The following is a 24,230-nucleotide window of genomic DNA, read 5'->3' as shown; positions in this document are numbered from 1 at the left end:
ATCAACGTAAGGATGATGCGCGGCAATGCCTGTACCACCGGGCGATCAACGGCGTTCATCCTGTTAATGGACGATAGAACAATGGGGTGATATTGATGGGTAAGAAGACAATGTTCGAAAAGATTTGGGATAATCACGTTATTCATCAGGAAGAGGGTAAACCGGGCATTTTGTACATCGACCTGCATCTCGTTCACGAGGTGACTTCGCCTCAGGCGTTCGAGGGACTGCGTCTCAGCGGCCGCAAGGTGCGCCGTCCGGAGCTGACATTCGCTACAATGGACCACAACGTGCCGACAAAGGACCGCTATAACATTACGGATCCGATCTCCAAGCAGCAGATCGATACGTTGACCAAGAACTGCCAGGATTTCGGCGTAACGCTGTTTGATCTGGACACCATCGATCAGGGTGTCGTTCACGTCATGGGACCGGAGCTTGGACTCACGCATCCGGGGAAAACGATCGTGTGCGGCGACAGCCACACCTCGACGCACGGGGCATTCGGAGCGCTTGCCTTCGGAATCGGCACAAGCGAGGTGGAGCATGTGCTTGCCACGCAGTGTCTTCAGCAGGCGAAAGCCAAGACGATGGAAGTGCGCTTTGTAGGCAAACGCAATCCGGGCGTAACGGCTAAGGATATGATCCTCGGCGTCATCGCGAAATACGGAACGGATTTTGCGACCGGATACGTCATTGAATACACAGGCGAAGCGATCCGCGAGCTGTCGATGGAAGAGCGGATGACGGTCTGCAACATGTCGATCGAAGGCGGAGCGAGAGCAGGGATGATCGCACCCGATGAAACCACCTTCGAATATCTGCGCGGACGTCAATACGTGCCGCAGGGCGAAGCCTTTGACGAGGCTGTTGCGGCTTGGAAAGAGCTCGTAACCGACGAGGGTGCCGAGTTCGACAAGGTTGTGGAATTCGACGTTGAATCGCTGATTCCGCAAGTAACGTGGGGAACGAGCCCGGGCATGGGAACCGACATTACGTCAACCGTTCCGAATCCGGCCGATTTCAAGACGGAGAACGAGCGGAAAGCTGCCGAAAAGGCGCTTGAATACATGGCGCTCGTTCCGGGTACGCCGATGTCGGAAATTCCGATCGACTACGTGTTCATCGGCTCCTGTACCAACGGGCGCATCGAAGACCTGCGTGCAGCGGCCGCCGTTGCCAAAGGCCATAAAGTGGCGGACAACGTGACGGCCATCGTCGTGCCGGGCTCGGGGCGCGTCAAGCTCCAAGCCGAGAAGGAAGGGCTTGACAAAATTTTCATCGAGGCCGGTTTTGAATGGCGTGAAGCGGGCTGCAGCATGTGCCTTGCGATGAACCCGGATGTGCTTCAGCCAGGACAGCGCTGCGCATCGACGTCGAACCGGAACTTTGAAGGACGTCAAGGCCGCGGGGGCAGAACGCATCTCGTATCTCCTGCCATGGCGGCGGCAGCTGCGGTGAAGGGCCGTTTCGTTGATGTTCGCGACTGGAATTTTATTGCTGAAGAAGTTGTAAGCTAAGAGGACGGAGGAGAAACGTATGCAAGCATTTACGAAATTAACCGGTATCGTGGCGCCTGTCGACCGCGTAAATGTCGATACCGACGCAATTATACCTAAGCAATTTCTGAAACGGATCGAGCGCACAGGGTTTGGGCAGTTCCTGTTCTATGAGTGGCGCTTCGACGAGCAGGGGAAGGAAATCGAAAGCTTCCCGCTTAACCAGCCGCGTTATCAAGGCGCTTCGATCCTGATTTCGCGGGCGAACTTCGGCTGCGGTTCCTCCCGGGAGCACGCGCCTTGGGCAATCCTGGATTACGGCTTCCGCGTTGTCATTGCACCGTCGTTTGCCGATATTTTCTATAACAACTGCTTCAAGAACGGCATTCTGCCGATCAAGCTGTCCGAGGAGCAGGTGGAAGAGCTGTTCCAGCGCACCGATGCCAGCGCCGGTTATCAGCTGAACGTGGATCTTGAGAGCAAGACGATTACCGATAATCAAGGTCTTCATATCGACTTCGAGCTTGACGAGCATCGCCGTCAGTTTCTGCTTCAGGGCTTGGACGATATCGGCTTGACGCTCCAGCACGAGAGTGCAATCGACGCTTACGAGAAGAAGCACGCATCCCGTTTGTTCGCCTAATCTTGCAGGCTCGTCCGTCAAAAGATTACAAGATTATTAAACTTCCATTTCTTATGTAGGAAATGGAAGTTTTTTTTGGTATGATGGAAGTAATATGCAGCATTTGTTCATGGACAAGCGTTGAATGTCGGTATTTGTCCGGTACATTTTTTCTCCGAAAATGCCGATTTACATAAATGATAGATTGTAAGTGGCGGTTTGTCGGGTTGTCGGTTTTACGTATGTTGTGTATTTCAATCATGGGATGATCGAGGTGGATTCATGAAGAAGTTAGGTTTTTTGTTGGCGCTGATTCTATGTTTGATGGTGTTCCCTAAGTCCGTGGACGCGGCTTCTTCCGGCGCGACCATTTATCTGGACGGGGAGCAGCTGAGCTTGTCGTCCGGCGTCAAAGTTGACAACATCAAGGGAAATGTGATGATTCCGATCCGGGTCGTATCGGAGAACCTCGGATTTGACGTCCGCTGGGACAAGTCCACGCGGTCGGTGACCGTATCCAATAGCGACAAGAGCGTGCGCATGGTCGTTGGAAATGCTCAAGCGGAGCTGGACGGAGCCCTGGTCGATTTAAATCTTCCTCCGGTATTAAGCGGGGACACGACGCTGGTTCCGCTGCGCTTCGTCAGCCATCAGATGGGCCTGGACGTCAAGTGGGACAACGCTGCGAAAGCGGTCTACCTGACATCGCCTGTTCCTTCGTCCCCCGATGCTGGAGCACCGGGTAGCGGAGGAGGTTCGGGGACGGACTCGCCAGCTCCGGGGAATAACGCCGAATTATCGGCCCTGACCGGCATTTCGTTCAGCGACAATCGTCTGATGATCTCGACAGACGGAACGGTTACCCCGAGTGTATTCCCGATGAAGGGGCCGGACCGGATCGTGGTGGATTTGCCGAATACGGCATTTTCCGAAGCCTTTCTGGCCGATCACGTAATGAATCCTACAAGCGGCGGCGAGATGGCCGTGACAGATTATCCCGACGTATCAAAGATCCGGTTTGCGCTCTTCAGCCATAGCCCGTCAACCGTACGGGTTGTCATTGATTTGAACGGACCTGCGAGCTACGGGGTGACGCATGAATCGGGGCTCACGATCGTTGATCTCAATGCGGAGGGAGACACGGGCATCCCGCCGATTCCTCCGGTATCGGGAAGCGGGAAGAAGATTGTGGTGATCGACGCCGGACATGGCGGGAGCCAGCCGGGTGCGACCAGTGTGACGGGCAAATCGGAGAAGGTCATGAACCTTGACCTGGCACTGAAGGTTGAGGCCCTGCTTAAGAATGAGAAGAACATTGAAGTCGTGATGACACGCAGCGATGATTCCACGCTAGGACTCAAGGATCGGGTGAAGATAGCCAACGATTTGAAAGCGGACATTTTCGTTTCGATCCACGGCAACAGCAGCACGTCCAGCAGTCCGAACGGCACGGAAACGTATTATACGAGAGATGCGAGCAAACAGCTTGCCAACGTGATCCACAAGCATTTAGCCAAAGCGACTGGGCTGTTCGACAGGGGCGTTAAATACAGCAGCCTGCATGTAACCCGGGAAACGAAGATGCCGGCGGTCCTCCTCGAAATCGGCTTCCTGAGCAATAAGGGTGATGAAGCCCAGTTGTTTAACGAAGATTTCCAAAATCGTGTTGCACAAGGTATTGTTGAGGGTATAAAAGAATATCTTAAGTGAGGTTTTATTAAGGCTCATCGATCCGGGACCACTTACATAGGACTGATCAAAAATGATGAGACCCGAACACTTCCTTCACGTACAATTACCTGTACAAGATTTTATGAACCTAGAGGGGGACACAACGATGAACAAGAAATACTGGATGACAGGAATGCTGGCGCTGCTGCTTGTTTTTAGCGCAGGCTGCGGCCAGAAGCCGGCTGCAGCCCCCGCCGATACCCCGGAACAGACCGCGGATGTGGATCAGGCGGATCCAGGCGATAAGGCGGCTGACCAAGTGAACGAGGAAGAAGCAGTTGAACCGGTTAACGCGGGAGCAGGGGAGGGAACAGGCAGCACTGCGTCCGGCGGGGAAAGCACAACAACTACAACAACAACACCGGCCGGCGGAGAAAAGACGCCTCCGACTGAACCCGAGAAGGTAGATGCCGCCGTCAACCCTGAGAATAAGTCGAGCATCAAGCTTTACTATACCGACCCGGAGATTATGGAGCTAAAAGAGACAAGCCGTGAAATCACCTACGCGGGTGACGAGGATAAGTATAAAAAAGCATTCGAAGCCCTTCAAACAAGCTCCGACGCATCCCTTAACCCGTTATGGTCGGATAAAATTACGTTGAAGTCGCTAAAGTTCGATCAAGGTGCATTGACGCTCGACATCAGCAAGCCGGCTGAGGCGAATTTGGGTGCCGGCGGCGAAATGTTTGCCATCGACGCCTTGCAGAAAACCTTTTTCCAATTTGAAGAGGTCAAATCGATCGAATTGCTGGTTGACGGACAGCAGATCGAAAGCTTGATGGGGCATGTGGAGCTTGAACACCCGATGACCCGGAATTAATACCGCAGAACTATTTGGTTTCTCATATATGAAAGTCAAAACTCCTATTTCAGTGATGAAGTAGGAGTTTTTTTTGGTAATATGGGAACAATTTCGCAACTTTCAGCAAGGGTTAGCGTCTATAGTTTGTCAGGTAATGTCGTACAGGCCGATTGCAGAAACGCCAATCTATGGCAAAATAATAGGATGGTAGGGGTGAAGGATGAAGAAGTTCGGTTTTTTATTGTTTCTGGTTGTCATGATGATTGCGTTTCCTAAGATGGCGGATGCAAGTTCGTACAGCGCAAAAATTTACCTGGACAGTCAACAAATCAATGTGTCATCGGGTGCCAAGGTGGAGAACATCAATGGGACGGTCATGGTGCCGATCCGAATCGTATCCGAGAATCTTGGCTTTCAGGTTGATTGGAGTAAGGCAGCCAAAACGGTAATTGTCCAAGACGGATCCCAGACAGTAACGATGACCATCGGAAGCCAGTATGCCGACATCAACGGGCAGCGGGTCCAAATGACCAAAGCCCCGATTCTTCGAGGCGGGACGACGATCGTTCCGATTCGATTTGTCAGTGAACAGATGGGGCTGCAGGTTCGATGGGACAATGGGACGAAATCGGTGCATTTGACTTCCGGATATACAGGAAGCATCCCGGATGGAGACGCCGGTGCTCATACGGCCACAGTAGACGGCATCACCTTTAGCGACAATAAACTGATGGTTGCAGTCACTGGTAATGCCAAACCGAGCATTTCGAAGCTGAGCAATCCGGACCGGATCGTCATTGATATGGTAAATACGGAGTTTTCTGACAGCTTCGGCACCATGAACGATTATGACGAAGTGAACAAAATCGGACAAATGACGGTGTCCGGGTACTCCGACGTAAAGTCGGTTCGTTATTCGCTCTTTAACAGCAGCCCGCTCACGGTTAGGATCGTGCTTGATCTGAACCAACCGGCAAACTATACGGTTTCCGGACTTGAGAACGGCTCCGGGATCTTGACCGTGGCATTGACTGCCGCCACAGATCCATCACCGGGTACCGGCGGCAAAAAGGTCGTCGTGATTGATGCCGGTCATGGGGATCATGATCCGGGTGCGATCGGCGTTACGAAGAAGAGGGAGAAGGATTTCAACCTTGCCATGGCGCTGAAGGTCGAGAAGCTGCTTGCGAATGAACCGAATATTGATGTTGTGTTGACCCGAAGCACGGATAAATTTCTCGAGCTGAAGGATCGCGCAAAATTGGCGAACGATCTGAAAGCGGACGTTTTCATATCGATACATGCGAACAGCGGCCCCTCCGCCGCAACGGGCACGGAAACGTATTATTACGACCAATCCGACAAAGCGCTGGCAGCCGCCTTGCACAAAGAAATCGTCAAGGCCATGGGCTTGAAGGACCGCGGAGTAAGATACGGCAATTTCCATGTCATTCGTGAGACGAAGATGCCGGGAGCGCTGCTGGAAGTCGGCTTCATGAGCAACAAGACCGACGAGAGCAAGCTGTTTGATCCCGCAACCCAGGATCGTGTGGCAGCGGCCATTGTTCGCGGTATTAAAAATTATTTGAATGTGAATTGATGAGACAAGTCCAGCGTAATTTGCAGGAGGTGGCGATTTTGAACAAAAAAATATGGTCGGCCGGATTTCTGGCAGCTGTCATGCTGATCGGCGCCGGCTGCGGACAGAAGCCCGGAGCTGCGCCGGACGATACGCCGGAGCAGGTAACTCCTGCACCCGAAGATCAGACAGGCCAGGGAAGCGGCGGCGTGACGAACGGCTCGGGCGGAACGTCAGGTGCCGGAAACGAAGCGACTGCGCCCGAAATGAAGACGGAGAGCATCAAAGCGTATTATACCGATCCCGAAATGATGGAGCTGGTCGAAGGTTCGGCTGAGATTTCCTATAAGGATGAGCTTGGGAAATACGAGGCCGCATTCAAGACGCTTCAGCAGAGCAGCGATGCGGACAAGCTTCCGCTGTGGGAGAAAATCCAGCTTCATTCGGTTCAATTCGAAGGCGGGAAGCTGACGATTGATGTAGCCGTTCCGGACGAAGCCAATCTGGGAGCCGGCGGGGAGTCGTTTGCTGTCGATGCGCTTAAGAAGACATTCTTCCAGTTCGACGAGGTGGATTCGATCCAGCTTCTCGTAGACGGACAGCAGACGGAGTCCTTGATGGGACACGTCGATATGGAAAATCCGATGACTCGGTAATGATGGTTGAAGGAGATCACGATCTGCTGTCGAATAGTAGTATATGATGAAGCAGTAGTTAGGAGAGGGGAAAGAGAATGGTACTTAGACACAGCAAACATATTCATTCCAAAAAAGTGGTCTCCGCCGTCATGGCCGGACTTATAGCATTGGGGGGCGGCGCTTCCGCCGTATCAGCAAACGAAACCGCGGGAGGCACGGCAGCAAGCACAACGCAATCAAGCCTAAGAGCATTCAGTGATGTCGCTGCAGGCTATTGGGGAGAAAAGTACATTTATCAGTTGGCGGCACAAGGGATCGTAACGGGGAACAACGGAAAGTTCAGACCGAATGATCCGGTTACACAGCAGGAAGCTGTGACGATGGCGATCCGCTTTTTAAGCATGCAGGATCAGCTAGGCAGCGGCGCTGCGACATTACCGACAAATATTAAAGTTAACGATTATTTCACGCAGTACGTTCAACTGGCTTTTCAGCAAAACCTGCTCGACAAGCAAAAGGAGTCCGGTTATTCGGACGAAAAGGTCATCTGGGGTGCGCAGAAGGCATCGCGGGAATGGATTACCGAAATGCTGGTGCGCTCCATCGGACGTACCGCGGAGGCAAATGCCGCCAAGAATAATGCGACAGGCTTTGCAGACAATGCCAAAATTTCTCCGGATCGCCTGGGCTATGTGAATGTAGCGGTAGAATTAGGACTGGCCCAGGGCGTTACCGGCAATAAATTCGATCCGCAGGGGGCTGTAACGAGAGCCCAGCTGGCAACGTTCTTCAGCCGCGCGCAAGCGTATATCGATACGAAATATGCCAACCAGTACGAAGGCTATATCGCTTCCCTGGATAACGGCAAGCTCGAATTGTACGTTGACGGCAAGCTGCAATCGTTCAAGCTGGATGCATCGACCGCATACTTTACTTCGGATTCCGCGAAGAGACAGCAATTCTCCGATCTGAAACCTTTTACGAAGGTTGTAGTCGTGGCGAATAACGGAACAGCGGCTTACGTAGAAACCACGGATCCCGCGCAGCAAGTGGAGCGTTTCGAGCGTACATATGCACGACTGTCGCCCAATCATGTCATTTGGTTTGACACGGGCAGCACCTTTGAGGAGCTGAGCTATGATGCCAATACGCTGTTCCTCGATCAAAACGGCAATAAAATTGATCCGAAGACGCTTGCGGCGGGCAGCCTGCTTACCATCGAGCGCGAAACCTTCAGCCCGCAAAAACGAATCGTATCGATTCGCGTGAAGAGCGGGTTGGTGAATAAGGCGTCCGAGGGCGTCATCACAAGCATCGACACCGTAAATAAAACGATGACCCTGAAGGACAGCACCGGGTACGAGGATACGTTTGCCTGGGATGAGAAGACCGTGATCCGTTACCAGAATCAAATTCTGACTCCAGCTGAGCTGAAGGCCGGCTATACGGTAAAATTCTCCGTGGAGAACAGTGTTCTTCAGACCGTGGAAGTTGCGCAAAGCGTAGAACGTACCGTTCAAGGCATGCTGTATTCGGTTGAAGAGAACGGCAAGACGATCACGTACAAGCGCAATGGCAGCACGCAGCTGGAAACGAAGTTTTTGGCGGACAAGCCTGAGATTATCGTTAGCGGCGTAGCCAAGCCGGTGCTTTCGGATCTACTCGCGGATGCCGTTTCCGGAGACAAGGTTCTCCTGACCATCAATGGGGAAGAGCAAGTGACCAAGATCGAGGTCACCGGCCGGCAGATGGAACAGCTGGATGCCGCCACCATCGTGAACTACGATCCCAAAACGCGCTGGTTGACCGTTCGTGATGCGAATAACCAGCCGCGGGTCATCATTTTGGATGAGAAGACCAAGCTCGAAGCAAGCACTGGCACGACGCTAGACAAAGTGGAGCCGCTCCTGGGGGCGGGACGCAAAGTCAGCGTGTCTGTGATCGGGACCCGGGCACTGTCGCTCGAAGTCGTTTACAAGGTCGAAGGCAAGGTCAGCAGCATGAACACGTCCAAGAGAGTCATCTCGATTGTGGATGCGAACGGTAAAGTGGAGGAGATACCGTATAACACTACGCTGAGCGTCGAAATTTTCGGCAAGTCCTCCGCATCGCTGGCGGATGTCCGGGTAGGTGACGAAGTGTCAGCTCAATTGTCTACCAACCAGGATTATCTGCAGACGTTGAAAGTGAAGACGGCTGCCCAGTTCGAGGTTGTCTTTACGGAGCCTTCGAAGAACCGGATTCGTGTAAAAGCAAACGGAACGACCAGCGATATTTATACCGATAAAGCAACGCTGACGGGCGAGAGCGGACAAGCCATCCTGCTTGCAGACCTCCGTCCTGGCACGTTGGTCAACATTTCGCTGCAAGGGAACACGGCCGTAGCGATTACCCAAGTGAAGCTGACGCTTGGCGAGATCACCAACGTGGACGCGTCCGGTAATGTGGTGACCGTGAAGGATTACGCCGGCAACAGCCAAGCCATCGGGGTAAGCACAGGAGTGAAGGTCCTCCGCAACGGGTCAACGGCTGCGAATCTGAGCACGCTTGCCGTCTCGGATCGCGTTGAAGTCCGTAAGGATATTCAAGGCGTGACGATCATTAATGTGATGGATAAGCTGGAGCGCTCCTTCTGGCAGGCCAGCAATTCCGAAATCCAGGTGAAGCGCAAATCGATCAACGATAACTACCGCTTCGCCCTGTCGGACAAAGTTTTTGTTCATCAAGGTGACACGACTTTGTCCGTGCAATCCCTGAAGGAAAATGATAATATTGTACTGTACCTGAACAACGGTGTCGTTGTGGAGATTGTAAAACAGTAGGATTTTATCATCCGGGGATTACTTGAGACACACCGTCTTGATGCGGGGGCTTCTTCGCATCAAGATTTTTTTTTGCGGGAGGGAAATCATGTTATGAATGCGGCAACGGTACGGCATATTCTGGATACGATGGCTACGATGTTTCCGGATGCACACTGCGAACTGAATCACAGCAATGCGTTTGAGCTGACCATCGCTGTGCTGCTGTCCGCCCAGTGTACGGATGAAACCGTGAATAAAGTGACCAAGGATCTGTTTCAGAAATACAAAACTCCGCTGGATTACGTATCGGTGCCGCTTGAGGAGCTGGAGCAGGATATCCGACGGATCGGCTTATACCGAAACAAGGCGAAGCATATTCAGAACCTGTGCGCGATCCTGATCGAGCAGTACGGCGGCGAGGTGCCGGAAGCTCATGACGAGCTGGTCAAGCTGCCGGGCGTGGGACGGAAGACGGCGAATGTCGTCGTATCCAATGCTTTCGGCGTCCCGGCCATCGCAGTGGACACGCATGTCGAGCGAGTATCCAAGCGTCTCGGTCTGGCCGCGTGGAAGGATTCGGTGCTGGAGGTGGAGAAGAAGCTGATGAAGCGTGTGCCCCGTGAGGAATGGACGATCACGCATCATCGGATTATCTTCTTCGGCAGGTACCACTGTAAAGCGCAAAATCCACAGTGCCAGATTTGTCCGCTTCTCGATGTCTGCCGTGAAGGAAAGAAGCGTATGAAAACATCGGCAGTCAGGAAGAATAAGGAACAGCCGAAAGTAAGCAAGACATAGACAAGATAAGAGGATGGGATAACACATGAAATGCATCTCCGTTTACACCGACAACTTTGAATTGTTCTCCGATATTTTCGAGCATGTGGTGGAGAGCCAAAGCCAACTGAATGAGAATGAAGAGCAAGAGGTGGAGGGTATAACCTTCAGCCATTCCGGGGAAGCGCCGGAGCACTATTTGGAAAGAATGTCGCAAAAGCCGGAAGTTGTGGTCATGCGCGACAAATCCCGCGGTTTGACGATTCTGCAGCACGGCAGCGTGTTTGAGATTCTGATTCCGGCGGAAGACGAAGCCGTCGTATCTTAAAGCACGCATGTCCGCGCTCGCCATTTGCTTCATTTAAATGGCTCAGCTGCGTGCAATCGATCCGATGTTTGACAAGAGGCTGTCCCATAAGGTCTATGACCGGGGGCAGCCTCTTCGTATGTTGAGGAAGCAGAACGGAATGACTGGTTACGGAGATCTTGCGTATCGACAGCCCGATGACGTAATCTCGAAGAAGCATGCGGCTGAGGGCAAATGAAGGCATATGTCGGTTAATTAGAGTCTCCATTGGTTGAGCCGTGATCTTTCATTAATATAAAACCATAATAATAAGAGGAGATCTGGACCGGAAAAATCTAACCAATCATCATCTTGGAAGACAGGATACGCAGGGATGAGCAGGGCAAATCTGCACATGAAGAAATTAACCCAACTTACCAATAGAGCAATTGGCAAGAGTAAAGAGGAACGTGGATAAAGGAAAGAGGTAAGGGGAAAGAGAAGAGACGCGCACGGATCCGAGGAAATCGGGAGCTTGTTCAGTCGCATTCCAAACAACGGTACGCATTCCGCAAATCGCAGGAGTCTTCATTCAGGTCTATGCCCAAGCCGCATGCTGCGCAGGAAGCCAAGACTTCCGCTTCGTAAGCGCGGATATCCCCGCCTCAATGATAACAGGAATCGAACGAATGGCTTATAGCGTGCCTAACATGTGTTTGTCGATTCATTCATCTACTAATAAATTGCGCGGTACCTTATCATCTTCTGCGGGAGTGAATCCACGATCCCCGGGAGAGCATCCTGCGTCGTATTGGTAATATGCCATGTCCTTCTTACGAAGAATGAAAGGATGGATCCGGAAGGGGACTTAATGTGTGCTTCGTACATAAAATGTCGCAAAATCGAAACCAGGCTCGAAATGGGATGATTCCTTTAATGCCCAAGCGATGATACAATAAAAAGATGTGAATAGAATGTGTCAGAAATATAGGATTCATGGATTGGAGCGAGAAAGGACATTGAAGACAGCCGAACATGAACTGGGAACCCATGAGCTTGAGCTTAACAAGACGATGACAACGGTCAGGGACCGCTTTTTGGATTGGAATGACGAATCTTCCGCGGCCTTAGCCGAGGATTTGATACGCAAGGGAGCGAGCGGGGAACTGACGCTTGCGTTCTGCGGCCACTTCTCGGCCGGCAAGTCCAGTATGATCAATGCGCTCTGCGGCAAGCCGGTCCTGCCATCCGGACCGGTGCCGACCAGCGCCAATATCGTGACGATTCGCAACGGCTCACCGAAAGCCCTCATTCATCGCGCAGCCGATGACCATGGAGAGCCGATGGCGGTGACGATCGAGGAGCTTGCTGATTATTGCAAAGAGGGCAGAGCCTATTCAGCCATCGAGGTATGGGAGGACATTCCGCTGCTCGGCGAATCCGGCGTTCTGATGGATACGCCAGGGGTGGATTCGACGGATGATGGTCACCGGCTGGCGACCCACTCCGCGCTTCATATGGCCGATGTCGTTTTTTACGTGATGGATTATAACCATGTACAGTCGGAGAGCAATCTGTTGTTCGCGAAAAGCCTGTCCGATTGGGGCAAGCCCCTGTATCTCATCGTGAATCAGGTCGATAAGCACCGGGATCAGGAGCTGTCGATAACGGATTATTTGCAGGATGTAAAAAAAGCCTTTGCGCAGTGGAAAATCGCCTACAAAGGGCTTCTCTGCACGTCGCTGAAAGCGAAGGATCATCCGTATAACCAATGGGAACGGCTCACGTCGCTGATTCGTGAGCTTATCACGATCAAGGATCCGCTGCTTGGCTATAGCGTATCCTGCTCGATGCATCATGCGGCGAATCAGCATGTCGACGCTTTCGTCCGCTCCCACCAGCCGGAGAAAGAACGGCTGCTTGAGGAGATGGGCGGTGAGGAGGCGGCCGCGGCCCTAAAGGCCCGACTTGAAAAGCTGGAGTCACGGAAGAGGGAGGCGGAATCGCTGCCTGCAGCTGCCCGCCAAGCGCTTCGCAGCGAGGCGGATTCCCTTCTTGCCAATGCCAACCTGACGCCGGCGGATGTGCGCGAGCTTGCCCGCCTGTTCTTGGAAAGCCGCCGCAGCGGGTTCAAGGTCGGATTCCTGTTCTCCGGCGGAAAAACCGAAGAAGAGAAGCGCCGCCGTCTGGAAGCGTTCCGTGCCCGATTGAAGGAACAGACCTCGGCTCAGGTCGATTGGCATGTCCGGCAATTGTTCCGCAGCATCACCGAGAAGTACACGGAATGGAATACGGAATGGGAAAGCATGCTGGATCATGAGCTGCCTACGATGCAGGACGATATGATTACCGGACGGATTCAGGCGGATGCGACTGTATCCGGCGAGTATGTGTTGAACTATTGCCGGGAGCTGGCGGAGAGCATCAAGGCCAGCTACCGCCGTGCCGTGTCGGTGCTGGCCGACCGGCTGCAGGCGGCGCTGACGGACGCTTCGGCCGACCGTCTGCAGGAGCTGGGGCGCCAGCAGGAGGAGCTGCTGGCGCAATCGGCGGCTTCCGCCCGCTATGCTGCCCTGCAGCAGGCGGAAGCCGCCCGCGCGGCGGAGCTGGCGCAGCTGCTCCCGCCGCGGGCCTCCCTCACCCCCGGCCTCCTGCCGGAAGTGAGGGAGCCGAAAGGGCAGCCCGCCCAGGCGGCTGCCCAAGGCGCCCCGGCTGCGCAGCCGGGGCCGGGGCGCACCGCGCCGCGCCGCAGCAGCGCCGCGCCGGGGGCGCCCCAGCGGCGCCAGCAGCTTGACGCTGCGGCAGCGCAGCTGCACGCGGCCGCCGCGCTGCTGGCGCCGTACCCCGCGCTGGGCTCCGCCGCGCGGGACTTGACCGCCCGCGCCGAGGCGCTTGCGGGCGGCTCGTTCACGATGGCGCTGTTCGGAGCGTTCAGCGCCGGCAAATCCTCCTTCGCCAACGCCTTGCTTGGCGAAGCGGTGCTGCCGGTATCACCGCATCCGACGACAGCTGCGGTGAACCGCATTCTCGCGCCGGCTGAAGGCAAGCCCCATGGGACCGCAGCCGTGCGCATGAAGACGCGCGAGATGTGGTGGGACGATCTGAAGTATTCCTTCAGCGTGCTGGGACTGCCCGAGCCAAGTCCGGACCGCTGGCGGGTGGCGGCGGAGCAGCTGACCCCGTCAGGGCTGCACCCGGCAGCTTTGCCGCATTACGGATTTCTGAAGGCGGCAGCCTCCGGCTGGGAGGAGATGGAGAGCAGGCTCGGGACGACGGAGCTTGTACAGCTGCCGGAATACCGCGGATATGTTGCCGACGAGCGGAAATCCTGCTTCGTGGACGGGATTGATCTGTATTACAGCTGCCCGCTCACCGAGCAAGGGATCATCCTGGTCGATACGCCGGGGGCAGACTCGCTGCATGCCCGGCATACGGGCGTCACGTTCAGCTATATTAAGAACGCCGATGCGATTGTATATGTGACGTATTATAATCATGCCTTTTCCAAAGCGGACCGCCAATTCCTGTCCCAGCTCGGACGGGTGAAGGACAGCTTCGCGCTCGATAAAATGTTCTTTATCGTAAATGCCGCCGATCTGGCCCAGTCTGAAGAGGAGCTTGGGGAAGTCATCAAGCACGTGCGCAGCAATCTGACGGCAAACGGCGTCGGCAGCCCGCATCTTTATCCGGTGTCGAGTCAATCGGCCTTAACCGGGAAGCTGCAGGACGATGAGGACATCCTCGCCGCATCCGGCTTTCCGGCATTCGAGGAGGCGCTAGGCCGCTTTGCCGCCGTTGAATTGCCGAAGCTGTCGCTGCGCGCAGGGTATGATGAGGTGGCCTCCATCCGGGACCGGATTCGGACGTGGGCCGAAATGGCCGCTCAGGATGCTTCGACGCGCCAGCAGAAGATCCATGCGATGGAAGAAGTGCGAAGACAGGCGATTGCGCGGCTTGAGCGGTTAACCGAGGATACGATGGCGCGCGATATTGCGCAGGAATGCAGCGAGCTGTTGTTCCATGTGCGGCAGCGGCTCGATTACGCGATGAACCGATTCTTTCAGGAGTCGTTCAACCCATCCGTCCTCCGCGAAGACAGCGGAAATATGAAATCGGCATTTGCCGCATGCGGCCAGGAGTTGCTGCGTACGCTATCCCTAGAGCTGGATCAGGAGCTGTGGGCGACGACGCTCCGTTTGGAGCAAGCGGGACGTAAGCTGACCGAAGGCGCAGCCGGCAAAGCGGCCGCCGAAATTCAAGCGATGGAAGAGGGCCTGGCGTTCATCCTCCGGCTCGAGCCGGAGTGGCCTTCTCCGGAGCTTGCCGAAACGGAGCTTTCGATCGAGGGCGGCTGGCTGGCGTTCTGGTCCTTGTTCAAAAATCCGAAGCATTTCTTTGAAGGCAGCGGCAGCGCCAAGCTGCGTGAAGCGGCCGAGCCGAAGGTGAAGGAAGCGATCGCTTCGGTCGTCAGCAAACGCGAGGAGCAGCTGGCGGAGCATTATGCCCGTATGGTCGCCAATTCCTTGCGCCATCATGCAGGAGCACTTGAGGAACAGCTTCAGGAGTCGGTTGAAGCCATCATCGACTCGCTGAAGGATGGGCAATCCCCGCAAGTGTGGAATAAGCTGGCTGATGAATTGCAGGAGCTGACGGTCGCCGGACTTCAAGGCTGATTCAAACCAAACGTCCTGTAAGCAAATGGGACGATAGAGCGGTTCGCGCTTTTTAAATGAAACTTAGCTAGCATAGACGTCTTCCGAGCCATTCAACATGGCGGTGAAGGCGTCTTTTTTATGGAGCTGTGCATTTCCTATTTATGTAACTTCAATGCTTGACTGAAAAGTAACGGCTGCACAATATCTTGTGGATATGAGGCAGGAGACTCACATCACGCAATCGTCGGATGGTTGCTATCGGGCCTAAAATCACCGAATCCCGCCTTCGGAAACCCTTCTCAAAAAAGTCCGGAACCGGGACAAATTGCACAGTCGCTGCCCGGAGCGGCCGCTTACGGGAGAAAGCGTAGCATAGGTGAGAATTAACGATTATTTAATCAGTAAACAAAGATAAGTTTAACTATTTGCCTTCATTAGGTCCTTTTGGCTCATTTATGACGGTTATTTCTCTTTGCCGCCCGTTCAGGTCGATGATAAACTTCATAAATGCTACATAACCTGAACGAAAAAAATCCTACGGAGGAAAATCATGAATGTTCTTAGGCAACTGCAGGGCTTCTTTTGGGAGAAACGAAGTTATCTCTTTCTCTCCATTCTCTGTCTGGCGATTGCAACGGCGCTGGGACTTGTGTACCCGTACCTCTTGCAAGTCCTGATTGACGATGCGATCAAGATGGAGAACTTCGGCATGGTTCCGCAGCTGGCACTGACCGTATTGGGGGTTGTCATCCTCAAAGCCTGCATGCAGTTTCTGCACGGCTTTTTTGGAGGGAGGCTGGGCAACTACCTCGCCTACTCGCTGCGTAACGCCTGCTACGAAAAATTGCAATTTTTATCGTTCCGTTACTATGACACGGCACGCACCGGGGACTTGATGTCGCGGCTGACCGGCGATCTGGAAGCGATCCGGATGTTTATCGGCTTCGGCTTCGCCCAGCTGCTCAATCTGGTGCTGATGGTCACCTTCGGGTCCATCATGATGTTCACGATCAGCTGGAAGCTGACGCTGATCACGCTTGTCGCAATGCCGTTTCTCGTCGTCGCAGCGCTCAAATTCGAATCGAAAATTCATCCGGCGTTCCAGGAGATGCGGCTTGCGCTCAGCTCACTGACCACCGCCGTGCAGGAGAACATTACGGGTGTCCGCACGGTCAAGTCTTTCGCCCGCGAGCCGCATGAAGTCGAGAAGTTCTCGGAGCGCAACGAGCGCTACAAGACGAATCAGATCTTTGCATCCTCCTTGTGGGCACGCTACTTCCCGATGATGGAGCTGTTCGCGAACATCAGCGTGGTCATTTTGCTCGGCGTCGGCGGCAGCCTGGTCATTAACGGATCGATGTCGGTCGGACAGCTGGCGGCATTCTTTACCCTGATCTGGTATATCATTGGTCCGCTTTGGGGGATCGGCTTCCATATCAACAACTACACGCAATCGAAGGCGTCCGGCGAACGGGTGCTGGAACTGCTGAACCAGCCGATTGACGTGAAGGACCGCGAGAACGCCGTGGATTTGGTGCCTAGTGAAGTAAAGGGCCATGTGGAATTCAATGAAGTGACTTTCGCATACGGAAACAAAATGGCGGCGGTCAAAGACATTAATTTGAATGCGCCTCCAGGATCGGTCATCGGCCTTCTGGGCGGAACCGGATCCGGCAAATCGACGATCATCCAGCTCCTTATGCACGCATACAACGTGAACCAGGGGACCATAAAGCTGGACGGGATCAATATTAATGACATCAAGGTGCGCAGCCTGCGAAGCCAGATCGCTACCGTATTCCAGGAGACCTTCCTGTTCTCGTCGAGCATCCGCAACAACATCGCCTACGGCATGAAAGACGTGAGCATGGAGGATATCATTCGGGCTGCGAAGCTGGCGAAGGCGCATGATTTTATTATGGAAATGAAGGACGGCTACGATACGATCGTCGGCGAGCGGGGCATGGGGTTATCCGGAGGCCAAAAGCAGCGGATTGCGATTGCCCGCGCCCTGCTGAAAAACCCGAAAATTCTGATTCTGGACGATGCGACGAGCGCCGTCGATATGGAAACCGAGCATGAGATCCAATCCGGTTTCCAGGAAGTCATGAAGGGGAGAACGACCTTTATTATTGCCCACCGCATCTCCTCGCTGCGCCATGCCGACGAAATTCTCGTTCTCGACGAAGGACGGGTCGTTCAGCGCGGCAAGCATGAGGAATTGATTGCAGTACCGGGGCCATACCAGGATGTATACAAAATACAATATGCGGACCTTATCGCGAGGCAGGCTCAAGCGGGAGGGAAGCAAGGGCAGGTGCAAGCATGAACGCCAACGTAAATACAGAACCCCATCATAGGAGAAAGGCTCCCAAGTCCGAGCAGGGCCCGGGAGCGAAGAACGAGCGCTTTGTATACAAGGATGACGATGCGATCGAGAAACCGTTCAACTGGAAGCAGCTGACGCGGCTGATCTCGTACATGAAGCCATACGCAAAGCAAATTTTGCCGCTGGTCGGGCTGATGATGATCATCGGAACGATCACGAAGTTGGCGATTCCTTTTCTGACGAGCCAGGCCATTGACCATGCCATCGAGCCGGAAAACGGAAGTCCGAGCCTGACGCTGCTCTATCAGATCACGGTCGGCGTGCTGGCTATGTACGTTATTCAGTGGATCGCGGGTATCTTCCGAATCAAGTACACCAATATTATCGGGCAGCGGGTCATTTACGATCTTCGCGCCGATTTGTTCAGGCACATCCAGCGGCTGTCCTTTAACTTCTTTGACAAACGGCCGGCGGGATCGGTGCTCGTGCGGGTGACGAATGACGTCAACTCGCTGCAGGATCTGTTCACGAACGGGGTCGTCAATCTGATCATCGACTGCGTTCAACTCGTCGGCATTGTCGTTATTTTGCTCGTGATTAACTGGAAGCTCGGTCTTGCGGTGATCGTAACCGTGCCGATCATGTTCTTCATTTCCACGAAGCTTCGCGTACGGATCCGCCGGGCGTGGCAGGACGTACGGATCCGGAACTCCCGCATCAACTCCCACTTGAACGAGTCGATTCAGGGGATCCGGGTGACCCAGGCGTACACGCAGGAAGAAGAGAACATGAAGTTCTTCGACCATATGAACCTGGACAGCAAAAAATCCTGGGATAAGGCTTCGGCCATGAACCAATCCTTCGGCCCGCTGATTGAAATTACCGGCGGCTTCGGAACGCTGATCCTGTTCTGGCTCGGTGCAACCCTTATCCAGCAAGGGGAGCTGACGATCGGTCTTTTGATCGCCTTCACCCAATATGTCGGTAACTTCTGGGAGCCGATCAACCGGCTCGGCCAAATGTATAACCAGCTGTTGGTTGCGATGGCTTCCTCGGAACGGATCTTTGAATTTATCGACGAGAAGCCGAGCATCGACGATAAGCCGGGCGCGGTCAAGCTGCCGAAAATTCAAGGGGACATCAAGCTCGAGAACGTAGTATTTGAATACGAGAAAGGCCGGCAGGCGCTGAAAGGAATCAATCTGGACGTCAAAGCCGGGCAATCGATCGCCCTCGTCGGCCACACCGGCTCCGGGAAGAGCACCATTATCAATCTGCTGAGCCGTTTTTACGACATCACGGCAGGCAAGCTCACCATCGACGGCTATGATATTCAATCGGTTACGGTAGAGAGCCTGCGCAACCAGATCGGCATCGTGCTCCAAGATACGTTTATCTTCTCCGGCACGATTCGGGACAATATCCGTTTTGGCCGGCTGGATGCAACGAACGAGGAGATCGAGCAGGTGGCCAAAGCCGTCGGCGCACACGAATTCATCGTTCAAATGCCTGGCGGCTATGACACCGAGGTCGAGGAACGCGGAAACATGCTGTCCATGGGGCAGCGCCAGCTGCTGTCCTTCGCCAGAGCGCTTCTTGCCGATCCGAGAATTCTCATTCTGGATGAGGCCACGGCGAGCATCGATACGGAAACCGAGCTCAAGATCCAGGAGGCGCTAAAAGTCCTGCTTAAAGGCCGGACCTCCTTCATCGTGGCGCATCGTCTCTCAACGATCCGGCATGCGGATCACATCGTCGTTCTGGATCATGGACGGATTATCGAGGAAGGTAACCATAACCAGCTTATGCAGAAGCAGGGAACCTACCATGGACTTATTGAAGCGCAATACCGCTTTTTGTAAAAACGTCTTAACAAAGGTTTAACAAAACCGACACAAATGTAAAAAAAATGTCGCCTGACACTTGCAATCTTCTTCATAAACTTACAAAATAGAAATAGAGTGATTCAAGAATTTCATAGAAGAAGGGAAGCATGAGGGTATAATGAGCATCGAAAGCGTCTTGTCTGCGCCTGCACTGCTGATTCGAAACTTTGAGAAGAATGATTTGGAAGCTGTCACATCCTTGATGCGAGAACTGAATTATCCGACCACGCTGAACGTGATGCGTGAACGGATGGAGAACATGTCGTGCAATCCGCTGTACTGCAACATGGTTGCTGAATTGGACGGAACCGTCGTCGGCATGATCATGCTTCGTCAAGTCAAATCCTTCGTTATGACCGAACCGGTCACTCAAATTACTTCGGTTATTGTAACCTCAAGCTGCCGCCGCCAAGGCATTGGCAAACGATTAATTCAAGCTGCAGAAACTTGGGCTAGACAGCAGGGCAGCGACCTCTTGTTTCTCACGAGCGGCAACCGGGAAGAATTAGCCCCGGCACATGCATTTTATGAACATATCGGATTTGAAAAGGCAGGCTATCAGTTTAACAAAAAGCTGTAGCTGCAACCTTTTGTTAACCCATCCCGGGCACGGGGTGGGTTTTTTCTTGCGTGAATCTGAAGGATTTCCAACAATTGTGGTCTTGTTGAGGGTATCAATTATGTTACAATGTGTTCGTAGGTGATTACAAAAATGTAACCAACGCTTGATCCTCTGACATCAAGAACTCACCCTCTAGAATTTATGAGGATCAAGCAGCCCAACAACAAGACTACAGGAGATGATGGATTGATGAATAAGCAATGGATGAAGAAAGTCGCAGGCGGCAGCATCGCTGCGGTAATGGCTGTAGGCATTATGCTTCCGACAACGGCATCTGCCGCGCCCGCTGAAAACAGCCACGTCGTAAGCTGGCAGCAAAAGATTCAACAGTTTCTGGAGTCTCAAGGCTGGGAAGGACAGTTCAAATGGGTAATTCAAATGCCGCAGGCAGAAAAGCCTGAAGCATCGAAACCTGCAGCTCCGAAACCGGAAGCGTCCAAGCCGGAAGCCGAGAAGCCGCAACCGCAGCAGCCTGCGGAGAAGCCGCAGACGAGCAAACCGGATACGAGCGCGCCGACAACGCCGGCGAAGCCTTCCGAACCATCCGGATCGACGGATACGAGCGACAAGGCGAGCTTTGCTTCCCAAGTTGTCGAGCTCGTTAACCAAGAGCGTGCAAAGGCGGGCTTGAAGCCGCTTACCGTACATGCCAAGCTGACGACCATGGCATTGGATAAAGCGAAGGATATGAATAATAATAATTACTTCAGCCATACTTCTCCAACCTACGGTTCGCCGTTTGATATGATGAAATCTTACGGAATCTCTTTCGGCTATGCCGGCGAGAATATTGCTAAAGGCCAGCGTTCGCCGCAAGAGGTCATGGAAGCGTGGATGAACAGCCAGGGACACCGTGAAAATATTTTGTCTCCGAACTTTACGATGATCGGGGTAGGATACTACAACGGTTACTGGGTACAGGAATTTATCAGCCAATAATATGGAATGGAACATCGACAGGGACTGTCCTGATCGCGAGAGCCTGCTCTTGCGCGTCAGGGTGGTCTTTTTTTGGCTTCATGATTTGCAAATTTTTGAAAGAAGTTTTATGGTAGAGTACATGAGGATTTTTGCGGGGGGGAGTGTCATGAGAACATCGTCATGGATTTGGAGGATTACCGCTTGCGCCTCGGCTTTGGCAACCATTGTGCTCGTCATTGGCTTTATATATGCATGGAATGATATCAACTATCCCCAGGGAGAGCCTCTTGCCGCAGGGAGCGATGCGGGATCAGCATCGCCTTCGGCGCCTGGTGCCGTACCGGGGGAAGAGGTCGGCGCGGACCGGGAGGATCAGACTGGCCAGGGCGAAGACGCAGCGATTGCACAGCCGCTGCCGGATCACCTGAACGTGACGGCGATCGGTGATTCCCTTGCCAAGGGGACCGGCGACAACACGGGGAGCGGGTTTGTCCGGCGGAGCATTGAACAGCTGAGCGGTGATGGGCGGTCGGCCAAGCTGCTAGCCAACCTGGCGATCAACGGGATGACGACCGAGGCGCTTCTGCCTAAGCTCGACGACAAAGGCATCCGTTACGCCCTGCAGCGGGCTAACGTAATTATGCTGTCGATCGGCGGCAACGACCTGTTTCAGAACAGCGGGCTGTTGAGCGAAGAGACCGACCCGGATGCGCTCGAGGTCGACCCGGTGAAGCTGATGGCTTCGCTGCCTGAGGCCTCCGAACGCCTGCAGTCGATTCTGCAGAAGCTGCGGGCCATTAATCCGGATGCCCGCATCATTTATGTCGGGCTGTACCACCCGTTCGCTGATCTGAAGGAGCTGCAGATCCCGGGGAATATCGTCGTATCGACGTGGAACCATAGCGTGATGGAAATTGTGAATCAGGACCCGAATATGACGCTGGTCCCCACGTTTGATCTGTTTCAGCACAAGCTGGATGCCTATTTGTCTTCCGACCATTTCCATCCGAATGGTGCGGGCTATCAGGCCATTGCGGACCGAATCGTACAGGGCTTGAAGTAAAACGGGGATATAGGGAACCCATTGATTCATAGAAGGAGTTGTGGCCGATTGAATGACCATTTCTCGGAAATCGTGTTATCGGTAAAGAATGTGACGAAGAAAATCGGACGAAAATGGATTATACATGACGTGACCTTCGACGTTCGCAAAGGGGAAATTTTCGGTTTTCTTGGCCCGAACGGTGCGGGGAAGACGACAACGATCCGGATGCTTGTCGATCTGATCAAGCCGACCTCGGGAACGATCAAGGTGTGCGGCTATGATGTCAACCGCCAGCAGGAGCAGGCGCTGCGACACATCGGTTCGATCGTCGAGAATCCCGAGATGTACTCTTTTCTGACCGGCTGGGAGAATCTTGAGCATTTTGCACGCATGCAGCCCGGAATCGACCGCGACCGGATCGCCGAAGTGGTGAATATTGTCCGGTTGGAGCGGAGAATCCATGACAAGGTCAGCACGTATTCACTAGGCATGAGGCAGCGGCTTGGAATCGCACAGGCGCTTTTGGGAAGACCGAAGCTGCTTATACTGGACGAGCCGACCAACGGGCTGGATCCGAAAGGCATCAAGGAGATGCGCCATTTCATTCAGCAGCTGGCAGAGGAAGGCCTGGCGGTATTCGTTTCAAGCCACCTGCTGAGCGAGATTCAGCTGCTGTGCGACCGGGTTGCCATCATAAGCGGAGGGCGTGTGCTCGCCGTCGGCGAAGTGGATGCACTGATCTCCGAGAGCAACGATTATGTCGTCTGGGAGCTGAAACCGGCGGCGCAAGGGAAGCGAATATTGGCGGGGCTTGAATACTGCGTCATTGTGGATGAGCCCGAATCGGTGCTTGATGATAGCCTGCTGGCCGGAATGTCGGCCGAGGCGATCGTAACGCGGATATCTCCCGAGCATACCTTCCGCGCCGTCGAGCGTCTGGTAGCCGCCGGAGTGGAGGTTCGGGAAGTCCACCGGATGAATCCTACGCTGGAGCAGCTGTTTCTCCAAATGACGGAGGGGGAGAGCCTTGAGTAACTTGGTCCCGCTGATACAAAACGAATGTTTGAAAATTTTGAAAAGGAAGCGTTTTTACGTCGTGCTCCTTGTCCTGCTCGTTCTGGTACCGATGTTTACCTATGCACAGATGAAAGCGGCGGAACGGAGCCAGGAGAAGTTTAACAGCGATTGGCGCCTGGAGCTTCAGCAGCGGATCACGGATAATGAAAACTCGCTCAGCAGCGACCGGGTACCGGATGAATGGAAGAGATACCGCCAAATTTTCATTCAGCAAATGCAGTATTATTTGGAGCATGATGTGAATCCTAATCATCCAAACGGGGTTACCTTTACCCGGGAGTTCCTGAATAATGCGATATCATTATTCATTCCGCTCTTAATTATGGCAATCGCCTCGGATATCGTATCCGGTGAACGCACGTCGGGAACGATCAAAATGCTGCTTACGCGTCCGGTAAAACGGTGGAAGGTGCTTCTGAGCAAGCTGATCGCCCTGCTGATGTTCGTATCGTTGATCAATGTATCAACGTTTATTATCGCCTATCTCATTTCGGGACTGGCTTTCGGATATAAAGGCTTTGACATCCCGGTATTTACGGGCTTTCGGATTGTCGGCTCGGAAGTGGATATGTCCGGGGTGCATGCGGTGCCGCAGTGGATGTATTTGCTGATGCAAGGCGGCCTGGTATGGTTTGTCGGCATTTGCGTGGCCATGCTGGCATTTATGGTTTCGGTGCTAGTCCGGAGCACGGCGGCAAGCATCGTCATCATGATGGCAGCCTTGATCGCTGGAAATATACTGACCAATATGGCCTCTGCGTGGAGCAGCGCCAAATATTTGTTTATGGTCAATCTGAACCTGACGGACTATCTAGCAGGAAATTTGCCGCCGATCGAAGGGATGTCGCTGAATTTCTCACTCGCCGTATTGGCCGTCTGGGCAGTCTGCGCGGTGATCGTTTCATTCAGTGTCTTTACGAGAAGGGATATCTTGAATTAAAATGGACAAAGCATGAA

The 24,230-nt window shown here is 53.6% G+C and carries 17 protein-coding genes; all 17 read left to right on the top strand.

Annotated features, from left to right (window positions below):
• Positions 1-95 precede the first annotated feature (95 nt).
• The 17 genes from leuC (at position 96) to BBD41_RS03720 (ending at position 24,213) form a co-directional block, all read left to right on the top strand.
• Complete coding sequence (gene leuC, locus BBD41_RS03800; protein WP_099476772.1) at positions 96-1,520, top strand: 3-isopropylmalate dehydratase large subunit; 1,425 nt, start codon at positions 96-98, stop codon at positions 1,518-1,520.
• Between the two features lie 19 nt (positions 1,521-1,539).
• Positions 1,540-2,142, top strand: coding sequence for a 3-isopropylmalate dehydratase small subunit (leuD, locus tag BBD41_RS03795; protein ID WP_099476771.1), 603 nt, complete (start codon positions 1,540-1,542; stop codon positions 2,140-2,142).
• 261 nt (positions 2,143-2,403) lie between these two features.
• Positions 2,404-3,831, top strand: coding sequence for an N-acetylmuramoyl-L-alanine amidase family protein (locus BBD41_RS03790; RefSeq protein WP_099476770.1), 1,428 nt, complete (start codon positions 2,404-2,406; stop codon positions 3,829-3,831).
• 127 nt (positions 3,832-3,958) lie between these two features.
• Positions 3,959-4,672, top strand: a complete 714-nt coding sequence (locus BBD41_RS03785; RefSeq protein WP_099476769.1) for a GerMN domain-containing protein — start codon at positions 3,959-3,961, stop codon at positions 4,670-4,672.
• 202 nt (positions 4,673-4,874) lie between these two features.
• A complete protein-coding gene (locus BBD41_RS03780) occupies positions 4,875-6,254 on the top strand; it encodes an N-acetylmuramoyl-L-alanine amidase family protein (RefSeq protein ID WP_099476768.1) in 1,380 nt (459 codons plus the stop codon).
• A gap of 38 nt (positions 6,255-6,292) precedes the next feature.
• On the top strand, positions 6,293-6,889 hold the full coding sequence (locus BBD41_RS03775; protein ID WP_077565491.1) for a GerMN domain-containing protein: 597 nt from the start codon (positions 6,293-6,295) through the stop codon (positions 6,887-6,889).
• Positions 6,890-6,966: 77 nt separating this feature from the next.
• Entirely contained in the window at positions 6,967-9,693 is a 2,727-nt protein-coding gene (locus BBD41_RS03770; RefSeq protein ID WP_099476767.1) for an S-layer homology domain-containing protein, read from the top strand.
• Positions 9,694-9,786: 93 nt separating this feature from the next.
• The gene (nth, locus tag BBD41_RS03765; RefSeq protein ID WP_077565493.1) at positions 9,787-10,473 is read left to right on the top strand and encodes an endonuclease III; all 687 of its coding nucleotides are present in this window, start codon (positions 9,787-9,789) and stop codon (positions 10,471-10,473) included.
• A gap of 25 nt (positions 10,474-10,498) precedes the next feature.
• Positions 10,499-10,780, top strand: coding sequence for an NAD/NADP transhydrogenase alpha subunit (locus BBD41_RS03760; protein ID WP_077565494.1), 282 nt, complete (start codon positions 10,499-10,501; stop codon positions 10,778-10,780).
• Positions 10,781-11,757: 977 nt separating this feature from the next.
• Positions 11,758-15,411: a dynamin family protein gene (locus BBD41_RS03755; protein WP_099476766.1), complete on the top strand. Its 3,654-nt coding sequence runs from the start codon at positions 11,758-11,760 to the stop codon at positions 15,409-15,411.
• A 532-nt stretch (positions 15,412-15,943) separates the two neighbouring features.
• On the top strand, positions 15,944-17,722 hold the full coding sequence (locus BBD41_RS03750) for an ABC transporter ATP-binding protein (RefSeq protein ID WP_077565496.1): 1,779 nt from the start codon (positions 15,944-15,946) through the stop codon (positions 17,720-17,722).
• Positions 17,719-19,584, top strand: coding sequence for an ABC transporter ATP-binding protein (locus BBD41_RS03745; protein WP_099476765.1), 1,866 nt, complete (start codon positions 17,719-17,721; stop codon positions 19,582-19,584). Before BBD41_RS03750 ends, BBD41_RS03745 begins: the two co-directional genes overlap by 4 nt.
• A gap of 142 nt (positions 19,585-19,726) precedes the next feature.
• Positions 19,727-20,188, top strand: coding sequence for a GNAT family N-acetyltransferase (locus tag BBD41_RS03740; RefSeq protein ID WP_007129902.1), 462 nt, complete (start codon positions 19,727-19,729; stop codon positions 20,186-20,188).
• 231 nt (positions 20,189-20,419) lie between these two features.
• Positions 20,420-21,169 carry a CAP domain-containing protein gene (locus BBD41_RS03735; protein ID WP_099476764.1) on the top strand — a complete coding sequence of 250 codons (750 nt, stop codon included), beginning with the start codon at positions 20,420-20,422 and terminating at the stop codon, positions 21,167-21,169.
• A gap of 148 nt (positions 21,170-21,317) precedes the next feature.
• Positions 21,318-22,214: a GDSL-type esterase/lipase family protein gene (locus BBD41_RS03730; protein WP_099476763.1), complete on the top strand. Its 897-nt coding sequence runs from the start codon at positions 21,318-21,320 to the stop codon at positions 22,212-22,214.
• A 48-nt stretch (positions 22,215-22,262) separates the two neighbouring features.
• The gene (locus BBD41_RS03725; protein ID WP_099476762.1) at positions 22,263-23,231 is read left to right on the top strand and encodes an ABC transporter ATP-binding protein; all 969 of its coding nucleotides are present in this window, start codon (positions 22,263-22,265) and stop codon (positions 23,229-23,231) included.
• Positions 23,224-24,213, top strand: a complete 990-nt coding sequence (locus BBD41_RS03720) for an ABC transporter permease (protein ID WP_077565501.1) — start codon at positions 23,224-23,226, stop codon at positions 24,211-24,213. The genes BBD41_RS03725 and BBD41_RS03720 overlap by 8 nt, the downstream gene beginning before the upstream one ends.
• The last annotated feature ends 17 nt before the right edge of the window (positions 24,214-24,230 follow it).

The organism is Paenibacillus ihbetae (genome assembly GCF_002741055.1).
Lineage (GTDB): Bacteria > Bacillota > Bacilli > Paenibacillales > Paenibacillaceae > Paenibacillus_AQ > Paenibacillus_AQ ihbetae.
This window is presented reverse-complemented; position numbering and strand designations above follow the sequence as displayed.